The 21,333-nt window shown below is 44.4% G+C and carries 17 protein-coding genes; 15 read left to right on the top strand and 2 right to left on the bottom strand.

Going from position 1 to position 21,333, the window contains the following annotated elements; all coding sequences use genetic code 11:
* Window positions 1–73: 73 nt before the first annotated feature.
* Complete coding sequence (locus E0698_RS21045; RefSeq protein ID WP_192512820.1) at window positions 74–1,213, bottom strand: IS4 family transposase; 1,140 nt, start codon at window positions 1,211–1,213, stop codon at window positions 74–76.
* Window positions 1,214–1,375: 162 nt separating this feature from the next.
* Between E0698_RS21045 and E0698_RS21040 the strand changes: the two genes are divergently transcribed.
* The 4 genes from E0698_RS21040 (at window position 1,376) to E0698_RS21025 (ending at window position 6,015) form a co-directional block, all read left to right on the top strand.
* Window positions 1,376–2,047 (top strand): O-methyltransferase, encoded by a 672-nt coding sequence (locus E0698_RS21040; protein WP_192512819.1) that lies wholly within the window; start codon window positions 1,376–1,378, stop codon window positions 2,045–2,047.
* 311 nt (window positions 2,048–2,358) lie between these two features.
* Window positions 2,359–3,105 carry a DeoR/GlpR family DNA-binding transcription regulator gene (locus E0698_RS21035; RefSeq protein ID WP_044647095.1) on the top strand — a complete coding sequence of 249 codons (747 nt, stop codon included), beginning with the start codon at window positions 2,359–2,361 and terminating at the stop codon, window positions 3,103–3,105.
* Between the two features lie 2 nt (window positions 3,106–3,107).
* Window positions 3,108–4,019 (top strand): 1-phosphofructokinase, encoded by a 912-nt coding sequence (pfkB, locus tag E0698_RS21030; RefSeq protein ID WP_192512818.1) that lies wholly within the window; start codon window positions 3,108–3,110, stop codon window positions 4,017–4,019.
* Between the two features lie 67 nt (window positions 4,020–4,086).
* A complete protein-coding gene (locus E0698_RS21025; RefSeq protein ID WP_192512817.1) occupies window positions 4,087–6,015 on the top strand; it encodes a PTS fructose transporter subunit IIABC in 1,929 nt (642 codons plus the stop codon).
* A gap of 158 nt (window positions 6,016–6,173) precedes the next feature.
* Here the strand turns inward: E0698_RS21025 and E0698_RS21020 are convergent, their stop codons facing one another.
* Window positions 6,174–7,049 (bottom strand): LysR family transcriptional regulator, encoded by an 876-nt coding sequence (locus E0698_RS21020; protein WP_192512816.1) that lies wholly within the window; start codon window positions 7,047–7,049, stop codon window positions 6,174–6,176.
* A 111-nt stretch (window positions 7,050–7,160) separates the two neighbouring features.
* On the opposite strand from E0698_RS21020, the gene E0698_RS21015 reads away from it, so the two are divergent.
* The 11 genes from E0698_RS21015 (at window position 7,161) to tkt (ending at window position 21,076) form a co-directional block, all read left to right on the top strand.
* Complete coding sequence (locus E0698_RS21015; protein WP_134910385.1) at window positions 7,161–7,547, top strand: tautomerase family protein; 387 nt, start codon at window positions 7,161–7,163, stop codon at window positions 7,545–7,547.
* A 68-nt stretch (window positions 7,548–7,615) separates the two neighbouring features.
* Window positions 7,616–7,951, top strand: a complete 336-nt coding sequence (locus tag E0698_RS21010; protein ID WP_192512815.1) for a carboxymuconolactone decarboxylase family protein — start codon at window positions 7,616–7,618, stop codon at window positions 7,949–7,951.
* A 212-nt stretch (window positions 7,952–8,163) separates the two neighbouring features.
* Window positions 8,164–9,021 carry a BglG family transcription antiterminator LicT gene (gene licT, locus E0698_RS21005; protein WP_192512814.1) on the top strand — a complete coding sequence of 286 codons (858 nt, stop codon included), beginning with the start codon at window positions 8,164–8,166 and terminating at the stop codon, window positions 9,019–9,021.
* Between the two features lie 183 nt (window positions 9,022–9,204).
* A complete protein-coding gene (locus tag E0698_RS21000; protein ID WP_192512813.1) occupies window positions 9,205–11,064 on the top strand; it encodes a beta-glucoside-specific PTS transporter subunit IIABC in 1,860 nt (619 codons plus the stop codon).
* A 76-nt stretch (window positions 11,065–11,140) separates the two neighbouring features.
* On the top strand, window positions 11,141–12,550 hold the full coding sequence (locus tag E0698_RS20995) for a glycoside hydrolase family 1 protein (protein WP_192512812.1): 1,410 nt from the start codon (window positions 11,141–11,143) through the stop codon (window positions 12,548–12,550).
* A 178-nt stretch (window positions 12,551–12,728) separates the two neighbouring features.
* Window positions 12,729–13,631 carry a LysR family transcriptional regulator gene (locus E0698_RS20990; RefSeq protein WP_192512811.1) on the top strand — a complete coding sequence of 301 codons (903 nt, stop codon included), beginning with the start codon at window positions 12,729–12,731 and terminating at the stop codon, window positions 13,629–13,631.
* Between the two features lie 123 nt (window positions 13,632–13,754).
* On the top strand, window positions 13,755–14,894 hold the full coding sequence (locus E0698_RS20985) for a 5-methyltetrahydropteroyltriglutamate--homocysteine S-methyltransferase (protein WP_192512810.1): 1,140 nt from the start codon (window positions 13,755–13,757) through the stop codon (window positions 14,892–14,894).
* Window positions 14,895–15,311: 417 nt separating this feature from the next.
* The gene (locus E0698_RS20980) at window positions 15,312–17,357 is read left to right on the top strand and encodes a BglG family transcription antiterminator (RefSeq protein ID WP_192512809.1); all 2,046 of its coding nucleotides are present in this window, start codon (window positions 15,312–15,314) and stop codon (window positions 17,355–17,357) included.
* Complete coding sequence (locus tag E0698_RS20975) at window positions 17,354–17,635, top strand: PTS sugar transporter subunit IIB (protein ID WP_044647107.1); 282 nt, start codon at window positions 17,354–17,356, stop codon at window positions 17,633–17,635. The genes E0698_RS20980 and E0698_RS20975 overlap by 4 nt, the downstream gene beginning before the upstream one ends.
* Window positions 17,636–17,650: 15 nt before the next feature.
* The gene (locus E0698_RS20970; protein ID WP_192512808.1) at window positions 17,651–19,009 is read left to right on the top strand and encodes a PTS ascorbate transporter subunit IIC; all 1,359 of its coding nucleotides are present in this window, start codon (window positions 17,651–17,653) and stop codon (window positions 19,007–19,009) included.
* 54 nt (window positions 19,010–19,063) lie between these two features.
* Complete coding sequence (gene tkt, locus E0698_RS20965) at window positions 19,064–21,076, top strand: transketolase (protein ID WP_192512842.1); 2,013 nt, start codon at window positions 19,064–19,066, stop codon at window positions 21,074–21,076.
* The last annotated feature ends 257 nt before the right edge of the window (window positions 21,077–21,333 follow it).

Here is a 21,333-nt window from a genome sequence, read left to right as displayed (position 1 = left end):
TCTCCTTTTCGATCATTCATACATTCAGATTATAAATAGAGCAAAAACATATATTATTTTTCACGTCTGTTGATTAACCAGAATAAGTAATTTGATTTATAGAAGCAGAGACACGCTTAAGAAGAACATGCTGAATCTGGATCAGCCATTCCACTGGTAGTTTTTGCAGAAGAAAAAGACGAGAAAATCGGGCAAAGGAAAGAATGGCATGTTTGGGCCACGTTGTTTGAGCAGCATCAAATAGCCATTTGAGCAGGACATAGACAATGAGAGCGCAGAATAGTTGCCCATAGACCGCATTTTCCGTCGTGCCAAATAACGTTGGAATATTCAAATGTTGCTTGATCCAACGGAAAAAGACTTCGATCTGCCACCGAGCTTTATACATCTGTGCGATTTGTTCTGCCGTGACCTGCATTAAATCTGTTACCACCCGAATTTCCCGACCTTCAAAATCTCGAAATATGACGACACGATGACGTTGCTTGGAACGACACTGCGATGTTCCTAGCTGGCAAGTCATATCTCGAAGGATAGTTGAATCCGATGGCTTGAGACGGGATAGTGCATGAGGTTTTTCCAAATGGACATTGTCACGAAGCCGAATGACAAAGGATTGTCCTTGGATTTTGAAGTCATCCAGACGCTCCAGTTTCCCATAAGCACGGTCCATCACCAAAATGTAGTCCGGTTGAGCCAACGCTTCACTCATGGGGCCATCATGCTTGGAACCCAGCGTTTCGACCACCTGAAGGGGTTGCCCATTTTGGGCTTGTAAAGCGACATGAAGTTTAATACCTGCACGCTCCCCGTGATAAGGAGCCCAGGGTAGTCGTGTTTTTCCCACCGTCATGGTGGTCGAATCGATGAGGAGTAATTCTTTGGGAAACGTAAGTTTTCGGCGTGTTTCTCGGCTACACTTGTGAATGACCCGATGAAAAAGCTCCTTAAATATAGCAAAGGGGACTTCGGCCGCTTTGGTGGAAAAACACGAATAATGAACCTTAGGTAAGCCACTGCGAACGGCAAGATCCACACCGGAACGATAACTGTCCCATTGTTCTAAGGCAGCTACACACCAGTATCGAAGTAAGTGGGTTACCGTGAATTTACGGGCTTTGTCTTCATAGTCTGTTTCCTTGGCAACGCTTTGCACTTCTTCCGGTGTCAGAATAGATTGAAGGATGAATGGGATCGTGATAGACTTTTTCATGGAGTCGTCACCTTTCGGTTAAGTTTGTAGGGGTACAAACATTTTACCGAGTTGACGGCTCTTTTTCTACCATTTAGTGGTTAATCAACAGGTGTGATTATTTTTATAATAATAATTCATTTACAATCAAAATGTAAGTTAATCCAAAGGAGAGTGGAGCAAATGAATCAAACGAACACATGGGATCAAGTAGACCAGTATATTTCGGATCGTCTCATTCCGCATGATGCTGTTCTGGAACAGGTATTGGCTGCTAATCAAAAAGCGGGATTGCCTCCGTATGATGTATCACCCAATCAGGGAAAACTGTTAAATATCTTTGCTCAAATGCAAGGTGCACAACGCGTGCTGGAGATCGGTACTTTGGGAGGATATAGTACAATCTGGCTGGGAAGGGCGTTGCCGAAGGACGGAAAAATTGTTACGCTGGAAGCCAATCCGCTTCATGCTGAAACAGCCCGGTCCAACATAGCATTGGCCCAATTGGATGGAATGGTCGAACTTCGTGAGGGAGACGCGTTGAAACAGTTAGCACAGATGGAGGAAGAACACGTTGCCCCCTTTGATCTTATCTTTATTGATGCAGATAAACCGAATAATCCATCGTATCTAGCTTGGGCACTCCGTTTTTCGCATCCTGGCACGGTGATTATTGGCGATAACGTCATCCGGGAAGGAGAAGTCATTCAAGCCTTCAGTACGGACCCTCGTGTACAGGGGGTAAGGAAGTTCTACGACTTGCTGGCTGAAGAAACGAGGATTACAGCTACAGCCATTCAGACGGTAGGGAGCAAAGGCTATGATGGTTTCGTGATCGGAATCGTAAATGGTTAATTGGCGAAAATCTGCTAAGCACAGGGGGACAACCCGAGTGTTTAGCTTTTTTGTTGTGGTAAAATGATGCTGATGGAAGCATCAGAACGTTTTTGAACGTTTACTGCTGAATTCCTATGTAAGAAGAATGAATTTACATAAAAGTAGATGAATTTTCTTTAAAATGTAAACGTAATCATGATGATTGGAGCAGGAATTCACCATTTTGTAAAAAAATGAAGTTGGAATGAAGTTTTTTGAATCTTTTTGAAGAAAAATGATTGTTTTTTGTGAGGTTTATGGTACGATATGAACAAGTTGGGGGAATGAAGATGCTGACGGAAGAAAGATACAAGTTAATAATACAGCGCTTACAAGAACGCGGTGTTGTAAAGTTGCAGGAATTGGTCGATCTGTTGGGCGCTTCTGAATCAACGATTCGGCGTGATTTAATCGATCTTGAAGCCCGTCAGTTGCTAAAGCGGATTCATGGCGGGGCTTCCTTGCTGAATCAGAAAAGTCAGGAACCTGGCATGGAAGAAAAAGCATTCAAAAACGTTCAACAGAAAAACGCAGTCGCCCGTATGGCCGCCAAAGAAATTTTGGATGGCGAATGTATTTATCTGGATGCGGGAACAACAACGATGGCGATGATTCCTTACATTGAAGCTAAAGACGTGACGGTCGTGACAAATGGCCTATCCCACGTAGAAGCACTGGTAAGCAAACGAATCAGAAGCTATCTACTGGGAGGGATGATGAAAATTCATACCAAGGCCGTAATCGGGAGTATTGCTCTGCAGAATATGGACAATTTTCGGTTCGACAAGTGCTTTTTAGGAACGAACGGGGTAGATGTGGAAATGGGGTATACGACTCCTGATCCCGAAGAAGCGCTGATTAAACGGCGTGCCCATCAGCTATCAGGCAAAACGTATGTGTTGGCCGATTCCAGCAAGATTGGTGAAGTTACCTTTGCCAAGTTGTTCGAACTGAAGGAAGCTATCCTTATTACAGAATCGGTGCCTGAACGATCACGCCGATCCATTGCTCAGAAAACTAAGATAATCGAGGGATAACGATGATATATACAGTAACGCTGAACCCTTCCATTGATTATATCGTGGAAGTTGACGACTTGAAGCTAGGTGATTTGAACCGGATGAAACGTGATTTGAAACTGCCGGGCGGCAAGGGGATTAATGTATCGCGCGTGTTGAATCAGTTGGGAGCAGACAGCACGGCGATTGGTTTTCTCGGAGGATTCACAGGCAGGTTTATCAACGATACATTGCGGGAAGAATCCATTAAAACTAATTTTGTAATCATCGAAGATGATACACGGATCAACATTAAGCTCAAGCATGGCGATGAGACGGAAATCAACGGCTTGGGACCTGCTATACATGAGCAAGAGGCAGATGGGCTAGTGCAAAAGCTGTCGAGTCTCCAGAAAAATGACATTGTCGTCTTGTCTGGAAGCATCCCGCCGTCACTAGGGGGAGACTTCTATGATCGGTTGATTAGCGTATGCCAGCAGACCGGGGCTGAATTTGTCATCGACACCACAGGTGAAGCGCTGATGAAGGCACTGGTTCATAAGCCGCTGCTCGTCAAGCCGAATCACCATGAGCTGGCTGAGTTGTTTGGCGTTACTATTAACTCCAAGGAGGGGATTGTCACTTACGGCCGTAAGCTACTGGAGGCAGGGGCTAAGAATGTACTGATTTCCATGGCAGGAGAAGGCGCTTTGCTCATTACGGCAAATGAAGTGTACCACGCTAATGTACCGGCAGGAACGGTTAAAAATTCTGTAGGCGCAGGTGATTCCATGATTGCTGGATTTGTGGGTACGCTGGCCCTTCATGGCGATCCGATCGAAGCATTCCGTGCGGGTGTGGCATCCGGAAGCGCAACTGCGTTCTCCGATGATCTGGCTACAAGAGAGAAAATTGAACAATTACGGCCGCAAGTCACGATTTCAAAATGGTAATCCAGCTACATCATGAGCTTATTATGCGTGTGTCGACACGCTGATCGAACTTAGGAGAGTGTGAAAAATGAGAATAACAGACCTGATGATTAAAGAAACGATGATCATGGACTTGCAGGCAACGACAAAAGACGGAGCGATTGAGGAACTCATCGCCAGTCTTGAAGCCAGCGGGCGCATTAATGACCGGGCATTGTTCAAGGAAATGATTTACAAACGCGAAGCAGAATCCAGCACCGGAATCGGCGGCGGCATTGCAATGCCGCATGCCAAGACCAAAGCTGTGAATGAAGCGACTGTCGTTTTTGCAAAAAGCAGTAAAGGTGTAGATTTCGAATCGTTGGATGGAGAGCCAGCGAACGTATTTTTCATGATCGCAGCTCCAGAGGGAGCAGCAAATACGCATCTTCGCACACTGGCGGCACTTTCCCGGTTATTAATTGATACCGATTTCATCGGTAAGCTTATGAATACGCAAACACCGGATGAAGTATCTGAGCTGTTTGATACCAAGCAGGCCGAAGTAGAAGCAGCCAAGCAAGCAAAAGAGGCGAAGAAAGAAGTTGCCAAGGCACAGCAAACGCCAGATGTTATCGTTGGCAACCCGGATTCTGACGAGTTTGTGGTTGCGGTTACCGCTTGCCCTACGGGTATCGCGCACACGTTTATGGCTGAAGACGCTCTCATTAAGAAAGCGAAAGAGATGGGTGTAAATATCCGGGTAGAAACGAACGGCTCGGAAGGTGCGCAAAACGTACTGACCCCGGATGAAATTCGTCGTGCCAAAGGTGTAATCGTCGCAGCCGACAAGAAGGTTGAAATGGCCCGCTTTGACGGCAAGCCTGTATTGCAAAGACCGGTAAGTGACGGTATCCGTAAATCCGAAGAACTGATCCGCAAAGCGCTGAACGGCGATGCGCCAATTTATCGTAGTGAAGGTAATGGCAGCGCAGAAGAGTCGAAAGCGGAGAAGGGCAGCGTCGGTAGTAAAATTTATAAGGATTTAATGAATGGTATTTCTCATATGCTGCCATTTGTTGTAGGCGGGGGGATTTTGCTAGCAATTTCCTTCTTGATTGAACAGGTAGCGGGAGAAGATAATGTATTCTTCCAACTGTTACAAACGATTGGCGGCGGAACAGGTGCGTTCCACTTCCTGATTCCGATACTGGCCGGATTTATCGCGATGAGTATTGGAGACCGCCCGGCACTAATGCCAGGTATGGTTGGTGGTCTGATGGCTGTAAACTCCAATGCAGGTTTCCTTGGCGGTCTGGCAGCAGGTTTCCTGGCTGGTTATGTGGTTATCTTCCTGCGTAAAGCTTTTGCAGGTCTGCCGAAAACGCTGGATGGCTTAAAGCCAATCTTGTTATACCCGGTATTTGGACTACTAATTACAGGCGCGATTATGTTCTACCTGTTTGATCCGATTTTCGGTGGTATTAATACGTGGCTTGTCAATGTTCTGAACAATTTAGGAACAGGTAATGCGGTTATTCTGGGTCTGATCCTGGGTGGAATGATGTCGATTGACATGGGTGGACCTTTCAACAAAGCGGCATACGCATTTTCGATCGGTGTCTTTACTTCCAGCGGTAACACGAACGGAGCTATGATGGCTGCTGTTATGGCGGGCGGTATGGTACCTCCGCTGGCGATCGCATTAGCTTCAACGTTCTTCAAAAATAAATTTACTGAGCAAGAGCGCAAGTCTGGCTTGACGAACTATGTACTCGGGTTGTCCTTCATTACGGAAGGAGCAATTCCATTCGCAGCTGCTGACCCTCTGCGTGTCCTAACCTCTTGTATTGTAGGCTCAGCGATTGCTGGTGGTCTGACGCAGTTTTGGCAAATCAATCTCCCAGCTCCACATGGCGGCATTTTTGTAGCAGCTCTTGCCAATCATGCTTTGCTGTTCTTGCTTGCAGTGGCGATTGGCTCTGTGATTTCCGCGTTCATTCTGGGACTGTGGAAAAAACCGCTCGAAGCGAAATAACTGGCATCACAAAATAAAGAAATAAGAAGAGGGACACACTCCCTCTGGTTTTCATAATAGTAAAGCCGCTAAACACCAGATTTCTGAGTGTTTGGCGGCTTTTTCTTTATGCTAAGTTGGCTTGCGCATATAGCTTATTAGTAGTTTTTGCATTGGAGCTATCGCATATAAAGCTCCTTAACTAGTTGCATCAGCAGCTTTCGCGCCGAAGACATGTATTGCTGGTGCTGGCTGCTGTGTAATAGTCCAACGGGAATAGCCGGGTCTGTTAACTGTAGTGGAATCGTGATGAACTCTTCCGACACAGGTAACGACGATAGAATTACTCCGACCGAAGGAATTGCTTTTACAAATGATGGTATGGATGAGATTTGACTGACAATATAAAAAAACGGCATCGACGGAAAGCGCGAAAGCTCTTTTTCCAGCCGAATATGATACAGGCAGTTCTTCCCTCCAACGATCAGCGGGTATTCGTACAGGTCTTCTAGATGAAGCTCGCTTTTGGCCGCAAAGGGATGATCACGGGATACGATAAAAGCAATCTGTTCGTGATACACAGGTTCAAAGTGCAGGGAAGGAATTGAGTGAGGTTCCCCAGAGATTGCAAAATCCAGCTTACCATCCATCAAAGCATTTGCGAGTGCATCCGTGTTTCCTACTGTAAAATGGCACGTCATATTCGGCTTATGCTCCCGAAACTGACGCAGAACCTCGGGCAGCACGGTAGCCGCTACCGTTTCAATTACCCCGATATGCAGGGTGCCGATTTCCTCTTTTTTCAGAGAATTAGCCTGATCCAATACATAATTCCAATGCTGAATAAGTCCATCTACCTCTTCTGCATAACATTTACCCGCAGCGGTTAATTCCGCATCCCATCCTCTTTTAAAAAGCTGAAATCCCAGCTCCTTCTCCAGTCTCTGAACTTGGCTGGTTACTGTAGACTGTGCGTAGTTTAATTTGGCGGCAGCCTTTGAGAAGGTTCCTTCTTCAATAATGGTACGAAACGTGGTTAGCTCTTTCAGATCCATGAACACTCATCTCCATCGGTAAAAATGAATATATTTATGATTATTTTCAATTATACAGATGAAAAAGGATGAGGTAAAATCATCTTATCCAGACGGACAGGAGAGATGAACATGCCATTTGTACGAGTAGGTTACATGGAGGATCAATACACAGAGAAGGAGCTACCTGGGATTAGCCGCTGTATCATGGACGCTTTGATCGAACATTTTCAGGTGCCGGCAAAAGATTATTTTCAGGTTTTTCATGCTCATAAGCAGAGCGAGTTTTATTACAGTCCGGATTATTTACAGGTACCGAGAACAGACAAGCTGCTCTATATCCAAATTACGCTCGGATCAGGCAGAAGTACGGAACAAAAAAAGAGCTTCTACCAAAGGGTAGCCGAACTCTTATCCACCGAATGCAAGATCAGGCCGGAGGATGTATTTGTAACACTGGTGGAAACGGAATTAGAGGATTGGTCCTTTGGCAACGGGCTTGCCCAGATGATTTTATAGCTGGAAACTGCACATCTGCATACGATCTGCATAACCGTACATCAGGAACGAAGGGAAGTGTTGAAAAAATGAAGCATAAATTAATCACATCGAGTGTACGGGAAAAGGTTGGGGATTTTGCGCCCGCTTTTGTGAACTATACGGAGAACGTTCTTTTTGGCGATGTATGGAGAAGAAGCGAGCTATCTCTCAGAGAACGGAGTCTCATAACCATTTCCGCGTTGGTAGCGGGTGAGCATGGGGGTCAGCTTCCCTATCATCTGAATTTGGCCAAGGATAACGGATTATCGGAAGAAGAACTGGTCGAGGTAATCACACAGCTTGCCTTTTATGTAGGATGGCCCCGAGCCGCCTCAGCTATTCAAATCGCCAAAGACGTATTTCGGGGAGGAAAAGAGAGTTAAGCATGAACCTAAAAAGGTTTTTTCATCATGATTGTATTGTTATTCTGGTTTGAAAGCGTTATAGTAAAAGTAATTGAATGAAGGGGCAAGTAACCTTCGGGATTGTTACTGGTAAGCAGGCGATACCCAAATAATGACTAATTGATTTAGTCGTTATTTGGTTTTTTTGTTATTACAAACTTTGTCATTACATCAATGAGGTGAGCAGATAAATGATCATCCGGCAAATTTTTAACAACAATGTTATTCGAGTCGAAAATCAGGTGGGTCATGAATTTGTCGTCATAGGGAATGGTCTGGGCTTTAAAAAGAAAAATGGTCAGAGGGTCGATGAGGAAAAAATAGAAAAAACCTTTGTATTAAAGTCCGATAAAATTCCACAAAAATTAATAGATCTTATTGGGGAAACATCTGTAGAGTATTTAAAGGTGGCGGATGAAATTGTAGGCAGCGCAAAAAAGGAAATGGGAGATATTTTTAGTGACAATATCTATATTTCTCTGATTGACCATATTCAATTTGCCATCTCTCGGTACAGAAAATCCGTGGGACTTAAAAATTCACTGTTATGGCAAATTAAAAAATTTTACAAAAAAGAATTTATGATCGGAATGAATGCATTGGACATCATCCATGCTCAATTTGGCATCCAAATGGATGAGCATGAAGCAAGCTTTATTGCTATGCATTTTGTAAATGCAAGACAAGACGGTCAAGGAATGAAACAAACGGTTGAGATTACCGAGGTCATTGATGACATTTTCAACATTGTAACCGATTACTATCAGATTACACTGGATGAAACTTCGTTCAATTATTCCCGGTTTATTACTCATTTGCAGTACTTTGCCCAACGATTGCTGAGCAATGAACAAGCACAACTAGCTTCAGGGGATAATTTCTTGTATGACCAAGTCAAAGATAAATACACGAAGGCTTTTCAATGCACCCAATTAATCAATCAATATTTGGAATTAAAGCATGAAAGTGCTATGTCGATTGACGAAAAAGTGTACTTGACGATTCATATACAGCGTGTAACCTCCAGAAACGATATGGTTACTTCTTAGAAAAAAAGCTTGCAAACGATTTCTAAGTGATTTATAGTAGGCTCACAACTTAAATATAAGGATTGTTACTGGTTAAGCAGGCGATACCTAAATGAATGGCAGTGATCATTTTCTTTGATTACACAGGCCTTTCGTTTAGGTATTTTTTTGTTTTCAGACAATCTGCCCAGAAGGAGAATGAACATGGACCATAAGAAAATGGGCGAGGACATCGTACGTCTCGTTGGAGGAGAAGAAAATATCAATGGGCTTGTCCATTGTGCTACACGGCTCAGATTTGACCTGAAAGATTCAAGAAAAGCCGAAAGAGAAACGCTAGAGAAGCATGAGGGCATCATTACTGTTGTCGAAAGCGGAGGGCAGTTTCAAGTGGTTATCGGGAGCCACGTTGCCTATGTATATACGGAGATCATGAAAAACAGGGATTTTGGATCGGACTCTCCTGCGGCTGGTGAATCAAGCGGAAAGAAGACATCGGTCATATCTACAATCTTTGAAGTTATTTCCGGCAGTTTCTCCCCGCTGATTCCGGCGATGGCGGGCTCGGGGATGATAAAAGCACTCCTGACGGTTTTGACCTTGCTGGGGTGGATGTCTGCGACAAGTGATACCTATCTGATCCTGTCCGCTGCGGGGAATGCTGTGTTTTACTTCTTACCGATTTTGCTTGGGATCACGCTTGGTATAAAGCTGAAGGCGAATCCTTATGTAGCCGGTGTCATCGGTGCGGCCCTCATGGAACCTAACTTTACGGGGCTGATGGACAAAGGCTCTGATGTATCGTTTTTAGGAATACCGGTGGTCATGATGAACTACTCGGCCAGTGTTTTCCCGATTTTCATATCCATTAGCATATATGCGTTGGTGGATAAGTTTTTGAAGAAGATCCTTCTTAAGGATCTACAGCTTTTTTTAGTTCCGATGCTGGCATTAATGATTATGGTTCCGCTATCTGCGATGGCTTTCGGACCTTTCGGTACAGGGGTAGGAGATTGGATTTCTTCAGGTGTGACATGGTTAATCGGTGTAAGTGGCATTTTGTCAGGGATTGTTCTTGGCGGTTTTATGACCTTTATGGTCGTCTTCGGACTTCACTGGGGTTTTACACCCATCACGATTCAAAATATCGGTGTTGGAGGTGATCCGATTGAGGCGATGGCTGCAGCAGCTGTATTTGCTCAAATTGGTGTCGCATTTGGTATCTTCCTGAAGGCGAGAAAAGATAAAACACTTAGAACTCTTGCCGGTTCCACGAGTATTACAGGATTGCTGGCTGGTGTGACAGAGCCGATTGTGTATGGTCTGGTGCTTCGTTTTAAACGTGTCATTCCGATTGTCATTATCGCAGGCGCTCTAGGCGGAGCCATAAATGGACATTTTGGGGTAAAAATGACGGCTTATGTTTTTCACAATATTTTTGCTATTCCAGTATATACGCCAACCTTAATTTATGTTATCGCCATTGCATGCTCGTTCGCGGCGGCAACGGTACTAACCCTTATTTTTGGGTATGAAAGCAAGGTTAAGGGGGAGGCCCCGGAAATGGATGAATCCGTGAAAACAGAAGAACCCGTGGCCGTCGACATCAAGAAAGAAACGATATACAGCCCGATCACAGGCAAGACTACACCACTGAGCCAAGTGAATGATTCTGCATTTTCTACAGAGGCCATGGGAAAAGGGTTAGCCATTGAACCGTCTGTCGGTGAGGTCGTAGCGCCGATAGATGGAGTTGTAACCTCGCTGTTCCCCACAGGACACGCGATAGGCTTGACTTCAAATGCGGGTACAGAGATATTAATTCATATCGGAATTAACACCGTTGCGCTGAAAGGGAAGCATTTTAATCCAGTGGTTAAAGAGGGCGACAGCGTGAAACAGGGCGATTTGTTAATCCAATTTGATAGGGAACAGATCATAGAAGCAGGATACGAAATCGTGACGCCTGTCATCGTCACACTTACTAAAAATAAAGTGGACGTATTCGAGACAAATCAGGAGCAGGTTCAGAAAAACGAAGTATTGTTAACTTTGGTTGTGTGATACAGGAAAGCGTCACCATCACATACATGGATTGTGAACATCAGAAGGATCTAACTATAACTGGAGGGACTATATCATGAAACATAATCAATTGAAGGCATTTCCCGAAGATTTTTTCTGGGGAGGTTCAACTTCCGCTTATCAAGTAGAGGGTGCATGGGACGAAGATGGAAAAGGACCCTCTGTCATTGACATGGCTAATCACGTCGAAGGGGTCACTGATTTTAAGGTAACCAGTGATCATTACCATATGTTCAAAGAAGACGTAGCATTGATGGCTGAAATGGGCTTTAAAGCGTACCGTTTCTCTATTGCCTGGACACGTATTTATCCACAGGGCGCAGGTGAAGTTAATCAGAAGGGAATCGCGTTTTACAGCTCATTAATTAACGAACTCATTAAATATGGTATTGAACCGATTGTTACTATGTATCATTTTGATCTGCCTTATGCTCTTGAAAAACAAGGCGGATGGTCGAAGAGGGAGACGATTGACGCCTTCGAACAGTATGCCAAAACATTGTTTGAGAACTTTGGAGACAGGGTGAAACATTGGTTAACCATTAATGAGCAGAACATGCTGATTCTCCATCCCGGTTCTATTGGCACATTAGATACAAGTCTGGAAAATCCGCAAAAGGTACTGTACCAACAAAACCATCATATGTTAGTCGCGCAGGCGAAAGCGATGGTATTGTGCCATGAAATGCTACCTGACGCGAAAATTGGACCAGCGCCGAATATCGGGGTTATCTATCCAGCCAGTTCCAAGCCAGAAGATACACTGGCGGCTGATAACTATGCAGCCATTCGCAACTGGCTCTATCTGGATATGGCGGTATTTGGTCGATACAATCACATTGCCTGGAGCTATTTGGTCGAAAAAGGATATGAGCCTGTCATTGAAGAGGGCGATATGGACATATTAGCGAAGGGAAATCCGGACTTTATCGCCTTTAATTATTACACCTCTCAAACCGTAGGAGAAAGCTTGGATGACGGAAATGATTTTTCACATACAGGAGATCAGCATGAAATTGTGGGTGAGCCTGGAGCATACAGAGGCTCGGTGAATCCCAATCTGCAAACGACGGAGTTTGGATGGGAGATTGATCCGGTCGGTTTTAGATCCACGCTGCGTCAAATTTATTCTCGCTACCATTTGCCTCTCATCGTGACGGAGAATGGTTTGGGCGCTTTTGACAAGCTTGAAGAAGGCGATGTAGTGAATGATCCTTATCGGATTGACTTTTTCAACAAACATATCGAGCAGATTCAACTGGCTATTACAGACGGTGTAGAAGTATTCGGCTTTTGTCCATGGTCTGCGATTGATCTTGTTAGCACCCATCAGGGCTCCAGCAAGCGTTACGGGTTTATCTATGTGGATCGTGAGGAGTTTGATCTCAAAGATTTGCGCCGTATTCGTAAACAAAGCTTCTATTGGTATCAAAAGCTGATCGCCACGAATGGTAAAATTCGTTAATTAAAGTATCGTAACTAGAGCACCTCCCTAAATGGAAGATTTCCATTTAGGGAGGTGTTTATATTTTTTAAACCTTAGGGGAGAGGCTGATTTCATTTAAGCAACAATTATCCCTTTTCCAGAAGTGTGATTATGTATTATATAATAGAAGAAACACAAACGGAAAGGACATCATGCATTGACCTTACAACAATTAAAATATGTCATCGAGGTTGCCAATCGTGGCTCCATGAATGAGGCGGCAAAGCGGTTGTTTATTTCCCAGCCCAGTCTGTCGAACGCGATTCGGGATCTGGAGGAAGAAATTCATATCACGATTTTTGACCGCACCAATAAAGGCATTTCTTTGTCCAAGGAGGGTGTGGAGTTTCTCGGTTATGCGCGTCAGGTCGTCGAACAGGCGGAGCTGCTGGAAAGTCGCTACCTGGATGCCAAGCCTTCACCACAGCATTTTGCTGTGTCCACGCAGCATTATGCTTTTGCTGTAAATGCATTTGTGAATCTGGTGAATCAATATGGACAGGATGAGTATGAGCTGGCTTTGCGGGAGACGAAAACCCATGAAATTATACAGGATGTCAAAAGCTTGCGCAGCGAAATTGGAATTTTGTATATCAACGAATTTAACGCCAAGGTGATTAATAAGCTGCTAAAAGATGCAAATCTGCAATTTAACAGCCTGTTTATCGCCAAGCCGCATATTTTTATCAGTGCCAAAAATCCGCTATCCCGGCAGTCCATCGTGACCATTGACCAGCTTCATCCTTATCCGTATCTGTCCTTTGAGCAAGGGGAGTACAATTCCTTTCACTTTTCTGAGGAAATTCTCAGTACGTTGTCGCATCCGAAAAGCATTCGTGTCCATGACCGGGCGACCCTTTTCAATCTGCTGATTGGCCTGAACGGGTATACCATTTCTACCGGGGTGATCAGTGCGGATCTGAACGGTAACGAAATTATTTCCGTACCTTTGGAATGTGAGGAGTCTATTAATGTGGGATGGATTTGTCATAAAAATGCTGCGCTCTCCAAGCTGGCTTCCGTCTATGTAGAAGCGCTGCATGAGGCGATAGGCGAGTAAAAAGTTTGGTATAGCTTTAGGCTATAACTAGCTATAGTTTATTGGAGTTACATTATAACTGAAAATGTATGTTATCTTTCTTACAAGAACTTCACTACAGAAGCGAAAAAGGAGATAACCCTAATGAGCAGCATCCTTGACAATGCATCCCAACGAAAAGTGACCCCTTTCAGACATGATATGGTCGGCAGCTTTCTGCGTCCGCAAGCGATCAAAGACGCTAGAATTCAATTTCAAAATAACGAAATTTCTGCGGACGAATTGAGAAAGATTGAAGACAACGAAATTATCAAGCTGGTAGAAAAGCAAAAATCCGTAGGACTTAAAGCCGTGACAGACGGTGAATTCAGACGCTCTTGGTGGCATCTTGATTTTATGTGGGGCCTGGATGGCGTGGAAAAGGTAGAGCTTTCGAACGGTTACCAATTCCAAGGCGTGGAAACAAGAGCGGAAACCGCACGCTTGACTGGTAAAATCGGTCACTCCCGTCACCCTTTCATTGAAGATTTCAAATTCCTGAAGCAAGTAGCGGGTGAGGATGCGATTGCACGTCAAACCATTCCGGCACCAGCACAGTTCCTGGCCGAGCTGCTGCGAGGAGAAAATAAAGAAACAACCGATACCTATTACAGCAATCTGGATGAGCTGGTGACGGATATCGCCAAAGCTTACAAATCCGTAATTCAAGCATTCTATAATGAGGGCTGCCGCAGCTTGCAGCTGGATGATTGCACATGGGGCATGCTCTGCGATAAAAACTATTGGGAAGCCAGACAGCATGCGGGTGAGAATGTGGAAGATACCAAAAAGCTGTTCGCCCGCGTGAATCAGGAAACCGTGAATGATCTTCCAGCCGATTTGGTCGTTACAACCCACGTATGCCGTGGTAACTACCATTCCACCTGGGCATCCTCTGGCGGCTACGAGCCGGTTGCTGAAACCCTGTTCGGCATCGACAACATCGACGGCTACTACCTCGAATTCGATACCGACCGTGCAGGCGATTTCACACCGCTGAAGCATCTGAAAGGCCAGCAGCAGATCGTACTGGGCCTCGTTTCCTCTAAAACGGGTGAGCTGGAAGACAAGCAGACGGTCATTAACCGTATTAAAGAAGCAACTCAATTCGTGGACATCAACCACATCTGCCTTAGCCCACAATGCGGCTTCGCTTCGACAGAAGAGGGCAATATCTTGACGGAAGAGCAACAGTGGAAGAAGCTTGCTTTCATTAAAGAGATTGCGGACGAGATTTGGAAGTAAGGGTTTAGGGGAATTGATTGGGTAGGTTCTTTAAACTAAAGATCCCGTTATCATAAAAAACACGCCACTTGGGGCGTGTTTTTTTATTTTGGCGTGTGACTTAGCTTCATTTCTTAATTAATATTCCCATAGTTTTATTCCGCTCAGATAGCACATGACTTGGTGTATAATCCATATCCCCATTTATTTCTTGCGTTTGAGCGCACCCTGTAGAGGGCATACCTGTTTTGTAGAATTATTGCCTTCCCCTCTACAAGTCACACTATTGATTTTACAGGAGCCTCTTGCCTTTCGCATGTAAGTAAAGGATGACATTTCAGTCCAATACACCTGCCAACATCACAACAAAGATTGGATTCAACAGCTATGATATGGCTCATAATTTTCATTTATAATAAGCACAAGGAGGCTCATAAGATGTTTGACCACAAGTCATTGCAATTGCTAACTCAGATGGTTAACTATCCGAAGTTGTCAATTCCGGAGTTGAGACTTCAATTGAATTTATCGCCTCGACAGTTTGAATATACGCTGAATAAATTAAATGACGGACTAATTGAGTTGGATTTACCGAAGATTGAAGTAATTGAAATGGGGTTTAAGATTGACGAAAGAGTTAAGAAATACTGGAAAAATGAGGAATTGTCACTTGGTCGCAAGCAACTGGTTTTTCAAGAGAATGAACGACTGTATTTGATTTATTTATACACGTATATCCGGCGGGAGCCGATTTCGATCGTTCATTATCAGTCTTTGCTCCAGGTAAGCAGGAATACGGCCTTGGCAGATGTCAAAAAGCTACGTGCGCTTTGTCAGGGAGAAGGTGTCAAATTAGATTATAACCGAACGGACGGTTTTAAATTGGAGGGAGAAGAGCGTCACAAGCGGCGATTTGCATCGGTATGTATTGGGACACTATTACAGCTGCCGATGGGACGCCCGGGTATCAAGCAGGTGATGGATAGTTGGAAATATGAAGATACGAGTACAACGATCAAGCAGCAATTAACCGATATGGCTCATGAGTATCAGGTCGTCTTTGTGGGCAACAGGCTGGATCAACTTATTTATGAGCTGTTGTTTCTGCAATTCCGCTATGGGCGTAATGCACTGTTTTTGCCCGTTAAGCAAACAGAGTTAATACAACAACAACCACTCTTTCTGATGGGCAAGAAATTATCCGCTTATTTGTTTAATGAAGTGCATGAGATGGAGATCGTATATCTAACGATTCAATTATTGTCAGCTACGCAGGGCGTGCCCCATATTTATCCCAGTGAAGAGCTGAGTTATGTATCTGACGAAATTATCAGGGAAGTAGAACGCCTGACCCTAGTACCCTTTAAAGAAAAACCTATTTTGCAATCGATCTTGTACAAGCATTTGGTACCGGCTTACTTTAGGATTATGTGTGAAGTGCCTTTATCTAATCCTTTAATTGACACTATCAAAGCAGAACATGACGCCCTGTTCAAACTGGTCAAGCAAGCGTTGAAGCCATTGTCTGATTTTACAGGGGAGTGGATCTCGGATGAAGAGGTTGGATACTTTACCATTTTGTTCGGAGGGCATGTCCGCAGATTAGAACCTGAACCTAAAGTATACCGGGCTACAATTGTATGTCCAAACGGGATCAGTTCCTCCATGATGTTACGGACGCAATTGTGTCAGCTATTTCCGGGCGTGCATTTTACGGAATCACATTCGGTTGCGGAATTAAAACAGATATCTCCGGATAGCTATGACATGATTTTTTCTACTATTTATTTGGAATCATCCAAACCTGTTTACTTGACTCGCCCATTATTAACCGCATTAGAAGAAGATTATTTGCAACAAGCTGTTGCTGCTGATTTTGATCTGCCTGTACCTTCTGCGGTGCCCATAGATGAATTAATGGCTACCATACGGAAACATGCCACGATTAAAAGCGAAAAAGCACTTTATACAGATTTAACAAATCATTTACGACAGATGCGTTCAATTGAAAGGAGTCATTCCCCTATGTTGTCCGAGCTTTTAACTGTAGATAAAATTCGATTCACGGATGCTCCCCTGGATTGGAAGGAAGCGATTCAACTAGCAGCCAAACCATTAGAGGAACAGAACTATATTACGCCTGACTACACACAGGCAATGATTAACAGAGTTTTGGAAATCGGTGCTTTTATTCATGTCGGCAAAGGAATTGCTATCCCACATGCAAGGCCGGAACAAGGTGTGCAGAAATTGGGGATGTCGCTGTTGCGAGTGAAAAAACCGGTGTTGCTGCTTGATCAGCCGGAGCATGCGATTGATATGTTTATTTGCCTAGCGGCGATTGACAATAAGTTGCACTTAAAGGCGCTGACGGAATTGACTTCGTTTCTGGTCAACGACGATTCGTTAAACCGTTTGAAAGAAGCTACAACAGCGGACGAAATTATAGCCATGATGCAAAAAAAAGGAGACGATAAAAAATGAAAATTTTAACAGTTTGTGGTTCTGGTCTGGGAACAAGCTTTATGGTGGAAATGAATATTAAGCAGCTATTGAATGAGATGGGTGTAGAGGGTGTGGAAGTAGATCATTCCGATCTGGGCTCCGCTACGCCTGGGAGCGCAGATGTGTTTTTTCTTGCCAGAGACATTGCTGAAGGCGGAGCGAGCCTGGGTGATGTGGTCGTTCTGGAAAACATTATCGATCTCGAGGAATTACGCACAAAACTAACAGCAGTCTTACAAGATAAAAATCTATTGTAAGGAGAATTGGCCCATATGAATAAAGCTTTGAATATACTCATTAACGTTTTGAGTGAGCCGTCTGTGCTAGTTGCGTTGATTGCCTTGGTAGGGTTGCTGGCTCAGCGGAAAAATCTCTCGGATATCCTGAAGGGAACGACCAAAACGTTTGTAGGATTTCTTGTCATCAGCGCAGGCGCAGGTGTTTTGCAGCAAGCTCTTGCACCTTTTGGCGATATGTTTAAAGCAGCGTTTCATGTAAGCGGTATCGTTCCAAATAATGAAGCTATTGTGGCTCTTGCCGTGAGTAAGTATGGTTCCTCCACTGCACTGATTATGTTTTTCGGTATGATTGTGAACCTGCTGATTGCTCGTTTTACACGATTTAAGTACATTTTTTTAACAGGTCATATTACGCTATATATGTCATGTATGATTGCTATCATTTTATCAGTGAGTGGTTTCACATCCGTCTCCCTTATCCTTTTTGGAGCGCTGACTGTAGGTATTTTCATGTCGCTTTCTCCAGCCGTTGTGCAGCCATTTGTCCGTAAATTAACGGGCAATGACAATGTGGCTTTGGGGCATTCTGGCGCGGTCGGCTTTGCTATTGGCGGGCTGGTAGGTATGGCAGTGAAAGGCAAGAAAGACATTGTATCCACTGAACAAATCAATTTCCCTAAAGGACTCGGCTTTCTGCGGGACAGTACGGTCAGTATTGCGTTAACGATGGCGGTCTTCTACATCATTGTAGCCCTTTTTGCAGGTCCGGCTTATGTCGAAAGTCACTTGAGTAACGGGAAAAACTATATTTTATTTGCGCTACTTCAGGCAGGGTTGTTTTCTGCAGGCGTATTTATCATCTTGTCGGGTGTACGTCTGGTCTTGGCTGAAATTGTACCGGCATTTAAAGGGATTTCCTCGAAAATTGTACCGGATTCCAAACCGGCGCTGGATGTCCCCATTGTTTATACCTATGCTCCGAACGCGGTACTGATAGGCTTTTTCTCCAGTTTTGTGGGGGGGATTGTCAGCATGCTCATTCTGGTTTTATCCGGCGGGATTGTTATTTTACCTGGGGTTGTCCCGCACTTCTTCACAGGAGCAGCAGCAGGAGTGTTTGGAAATACCATGGGCGGTGTGCGTGGCGCCATTTTAGGCGCATTTGTGAACGGAGTGCTCATCAGTTTCATGCCCATTCTATTAATACCTGTTTTAGGGGATCTCGGGTTAGCCAACGCAACCTTCTCTGATTCCGACTTTGGTGTAGTGGGGCTGTTCTTGAGCGCACTAAACCAGATGGGTGGAAAAACGATAACGATGATCGGGATCGGTTTGGTGCTGCTTATTATGATTTTGGTAAGCCTGAAAAAGCCGAAAAGCAGTGCGCAATAAACAATATAAATGAACACTATAAAAAACGAGGATCAGGAAGAGAGGACAAACTTTATGAGATTTGACCAGCAAGACCTTCAAGCCGTTATGGCCATCCGAGCATTATCTTTAGACGCGATTGATGAAGCAAACTCCGGGCATCCCGGATTACCTTTAGGTGCAGCACCTATGGCTTATGCTCTTTGGTCACAGGCATTACTTGTAAATCCCAAAAATTCGCGATGGGAAAATCGGGATCGGTTCGTTCTGTCTGCTGGCCATGGATCCATGCTCCTTTACAGTCTGCTTCACTTATCCGGTTTTGATGTGACGATTGAAGATTTGAAGAAATTCCGGCAGTTAGGTTCCCGAACGCCCGGGCATCCAGAAGTCGGACACACCGACGGTGTGGAAGCGACGACGGGACCCTTGGGACAAGGGGTGGCGATGGCTGTTGGCATGGCATTGGCAGAACGGCATTTAGCAGGTTTATATAATAAGGAGTCCTTTCCGATTGTGGATCACTACACGTATTGTTTGTGCGGAGATGGTGATTTAATGGAGGGCGTGGCTAATGAAGCGATCTCTCATGCCGGCCATGAGCAATTGGATAAATTAATCATGCTATACGATTCCAATGACATATCGCTGGATGGAGAACTGAGTCATTCTTTCTCAGAAAATATAAAACAGCGGTTTGAGTCCAGTGGGTGGCAACATATCCTGGTTACAGAGGGTAATGATCTTACCGAGATTACTGCAGCGATTGACTTGGCACGAGAAAATCATACACAACCTACAATTATTGAAGTGAAGACTGTGATCGGGTATGGCTCACCGCATGCCGGTACGCATAAAGTTCATGGTTCACCTCTGGGAGAAGCAGGAACGGCTGCGGCAAAATTGAGCTATCAATGGGAACTACCGGCTTTTACCGTATCAGAGGAAGTTTATACCCTTTTTCGTGAAAAAGTAGCAGCTCGTGGTGCCAAAGCCGAGGCTGAATGGCAGGCTCTAATGGTGAATTATACGGAAAGTTATCCAGAACTGGCTAAACAGTTTCATGACAGCTTTACCAATACACTGCCCGTTGATTGGGAAAAACCATTGGCTGATTACGAAGCAAGCTCAAGTAAAGCAGGACGAGATACCGGCAGCGACATCTTGAACTTGATTGCACAGCGAGTCCCTTATTTCTTTGGAGGTTCAGCTGACTTAGCGAGCTCCAATAAGACATTAATTGCAGGAGATGAACGTTTTTCTAAATCAGCCCCAGCAGCACGTAACATTTGGTTTGGTGTACGTGAATTTGCGATGGCAGCTGAAATGAATGGCATAGCACTGCACGGTGGATTAAAGATTTATGGAGGAACTTTCTTTGTATTTTCCGATTATTTAAAAGCAGCTATACGCTTGGCGGCCATTCAGCAACTTCCGGTGATTTACGTACTAACCCATGACTCCATTATCGTAGGAGAAGACGGACCTACCCATGAGCCGATCGAGCAACTGGCAGGATTGCGTGCGATGCCGAATTTAAATGTAATCCGTCCCGCAGACGGCAATGAAGTGATCGCTGCCTGGCATATGGCGATCTCATCAGTTTCAACACCGACAGCACTTGTCCTTACACGTCAGGCTCTGCCGATCCTTGCAGGCAGCTCTGAAAAGGCGTTGGAAGGTGTGAAAAAAGGCGGATATGTTTTAGCGCCTGCTTCCAAAGAAGTACCAGATTTGCTGTTAATCGCAAGTGGTTCAGAGGTGAAGCTGGCTGTCGAAGCACAGAGTATCTTGGAAAACGAAGGCATTTCAGCATCTGTCGTAAGCTTGCCGAACACATCTGCTTTTGATCAGCAGAACGAAGCTTACAAAGAAAGAGTCTTGCCCAAAGCAATACGTGCCCGCGTCGGCATTGAAATGGGGGCAAGCTTTGGCTGGGAACGCTATATCGGACTGGACGGAAAGATGTTAGCCATTGATCGTTTTGGCGCATCCGGTAAAGGAACTGAAGTTGTAGAAGCCTTTGGCTTTAACGCAGCCAATATCGTTGCTTTAGCGAAAGAGGTACTTGCTGAATTAAGGAAATGATAAGAAATTAGAAACACTGAAAAGGTGCAAACACGCTACTAAGCAGTTACGCAAAAAAAGTCGTTCATTAGATCAATCTGATGAGCGGCTTTTTTGATATGTTTCTACACGATGTAACTGAACCACATATGCGTGCGTGTCATTATTCATTGTTTAAAATCTCTTTAACAATATTTTTCGCTATATAGAACGCAATTAATAAGCTACCAAATTCACTTCAACCGCCAAATCGGGTAATAAAGGGTAACTCACCACAA

Source organism: Paenibacillus sp. 23TSA30-6 (assembly GCF_014858585.1).
Classification (GTDB): Bacteria; Bacillota; Bacilli; order Paenibacillales; family Paenibacillaceae; genus Paenibacillus.
This window is presented reverse-complemented; position numbering and strand designations above follow the sequence as displayed.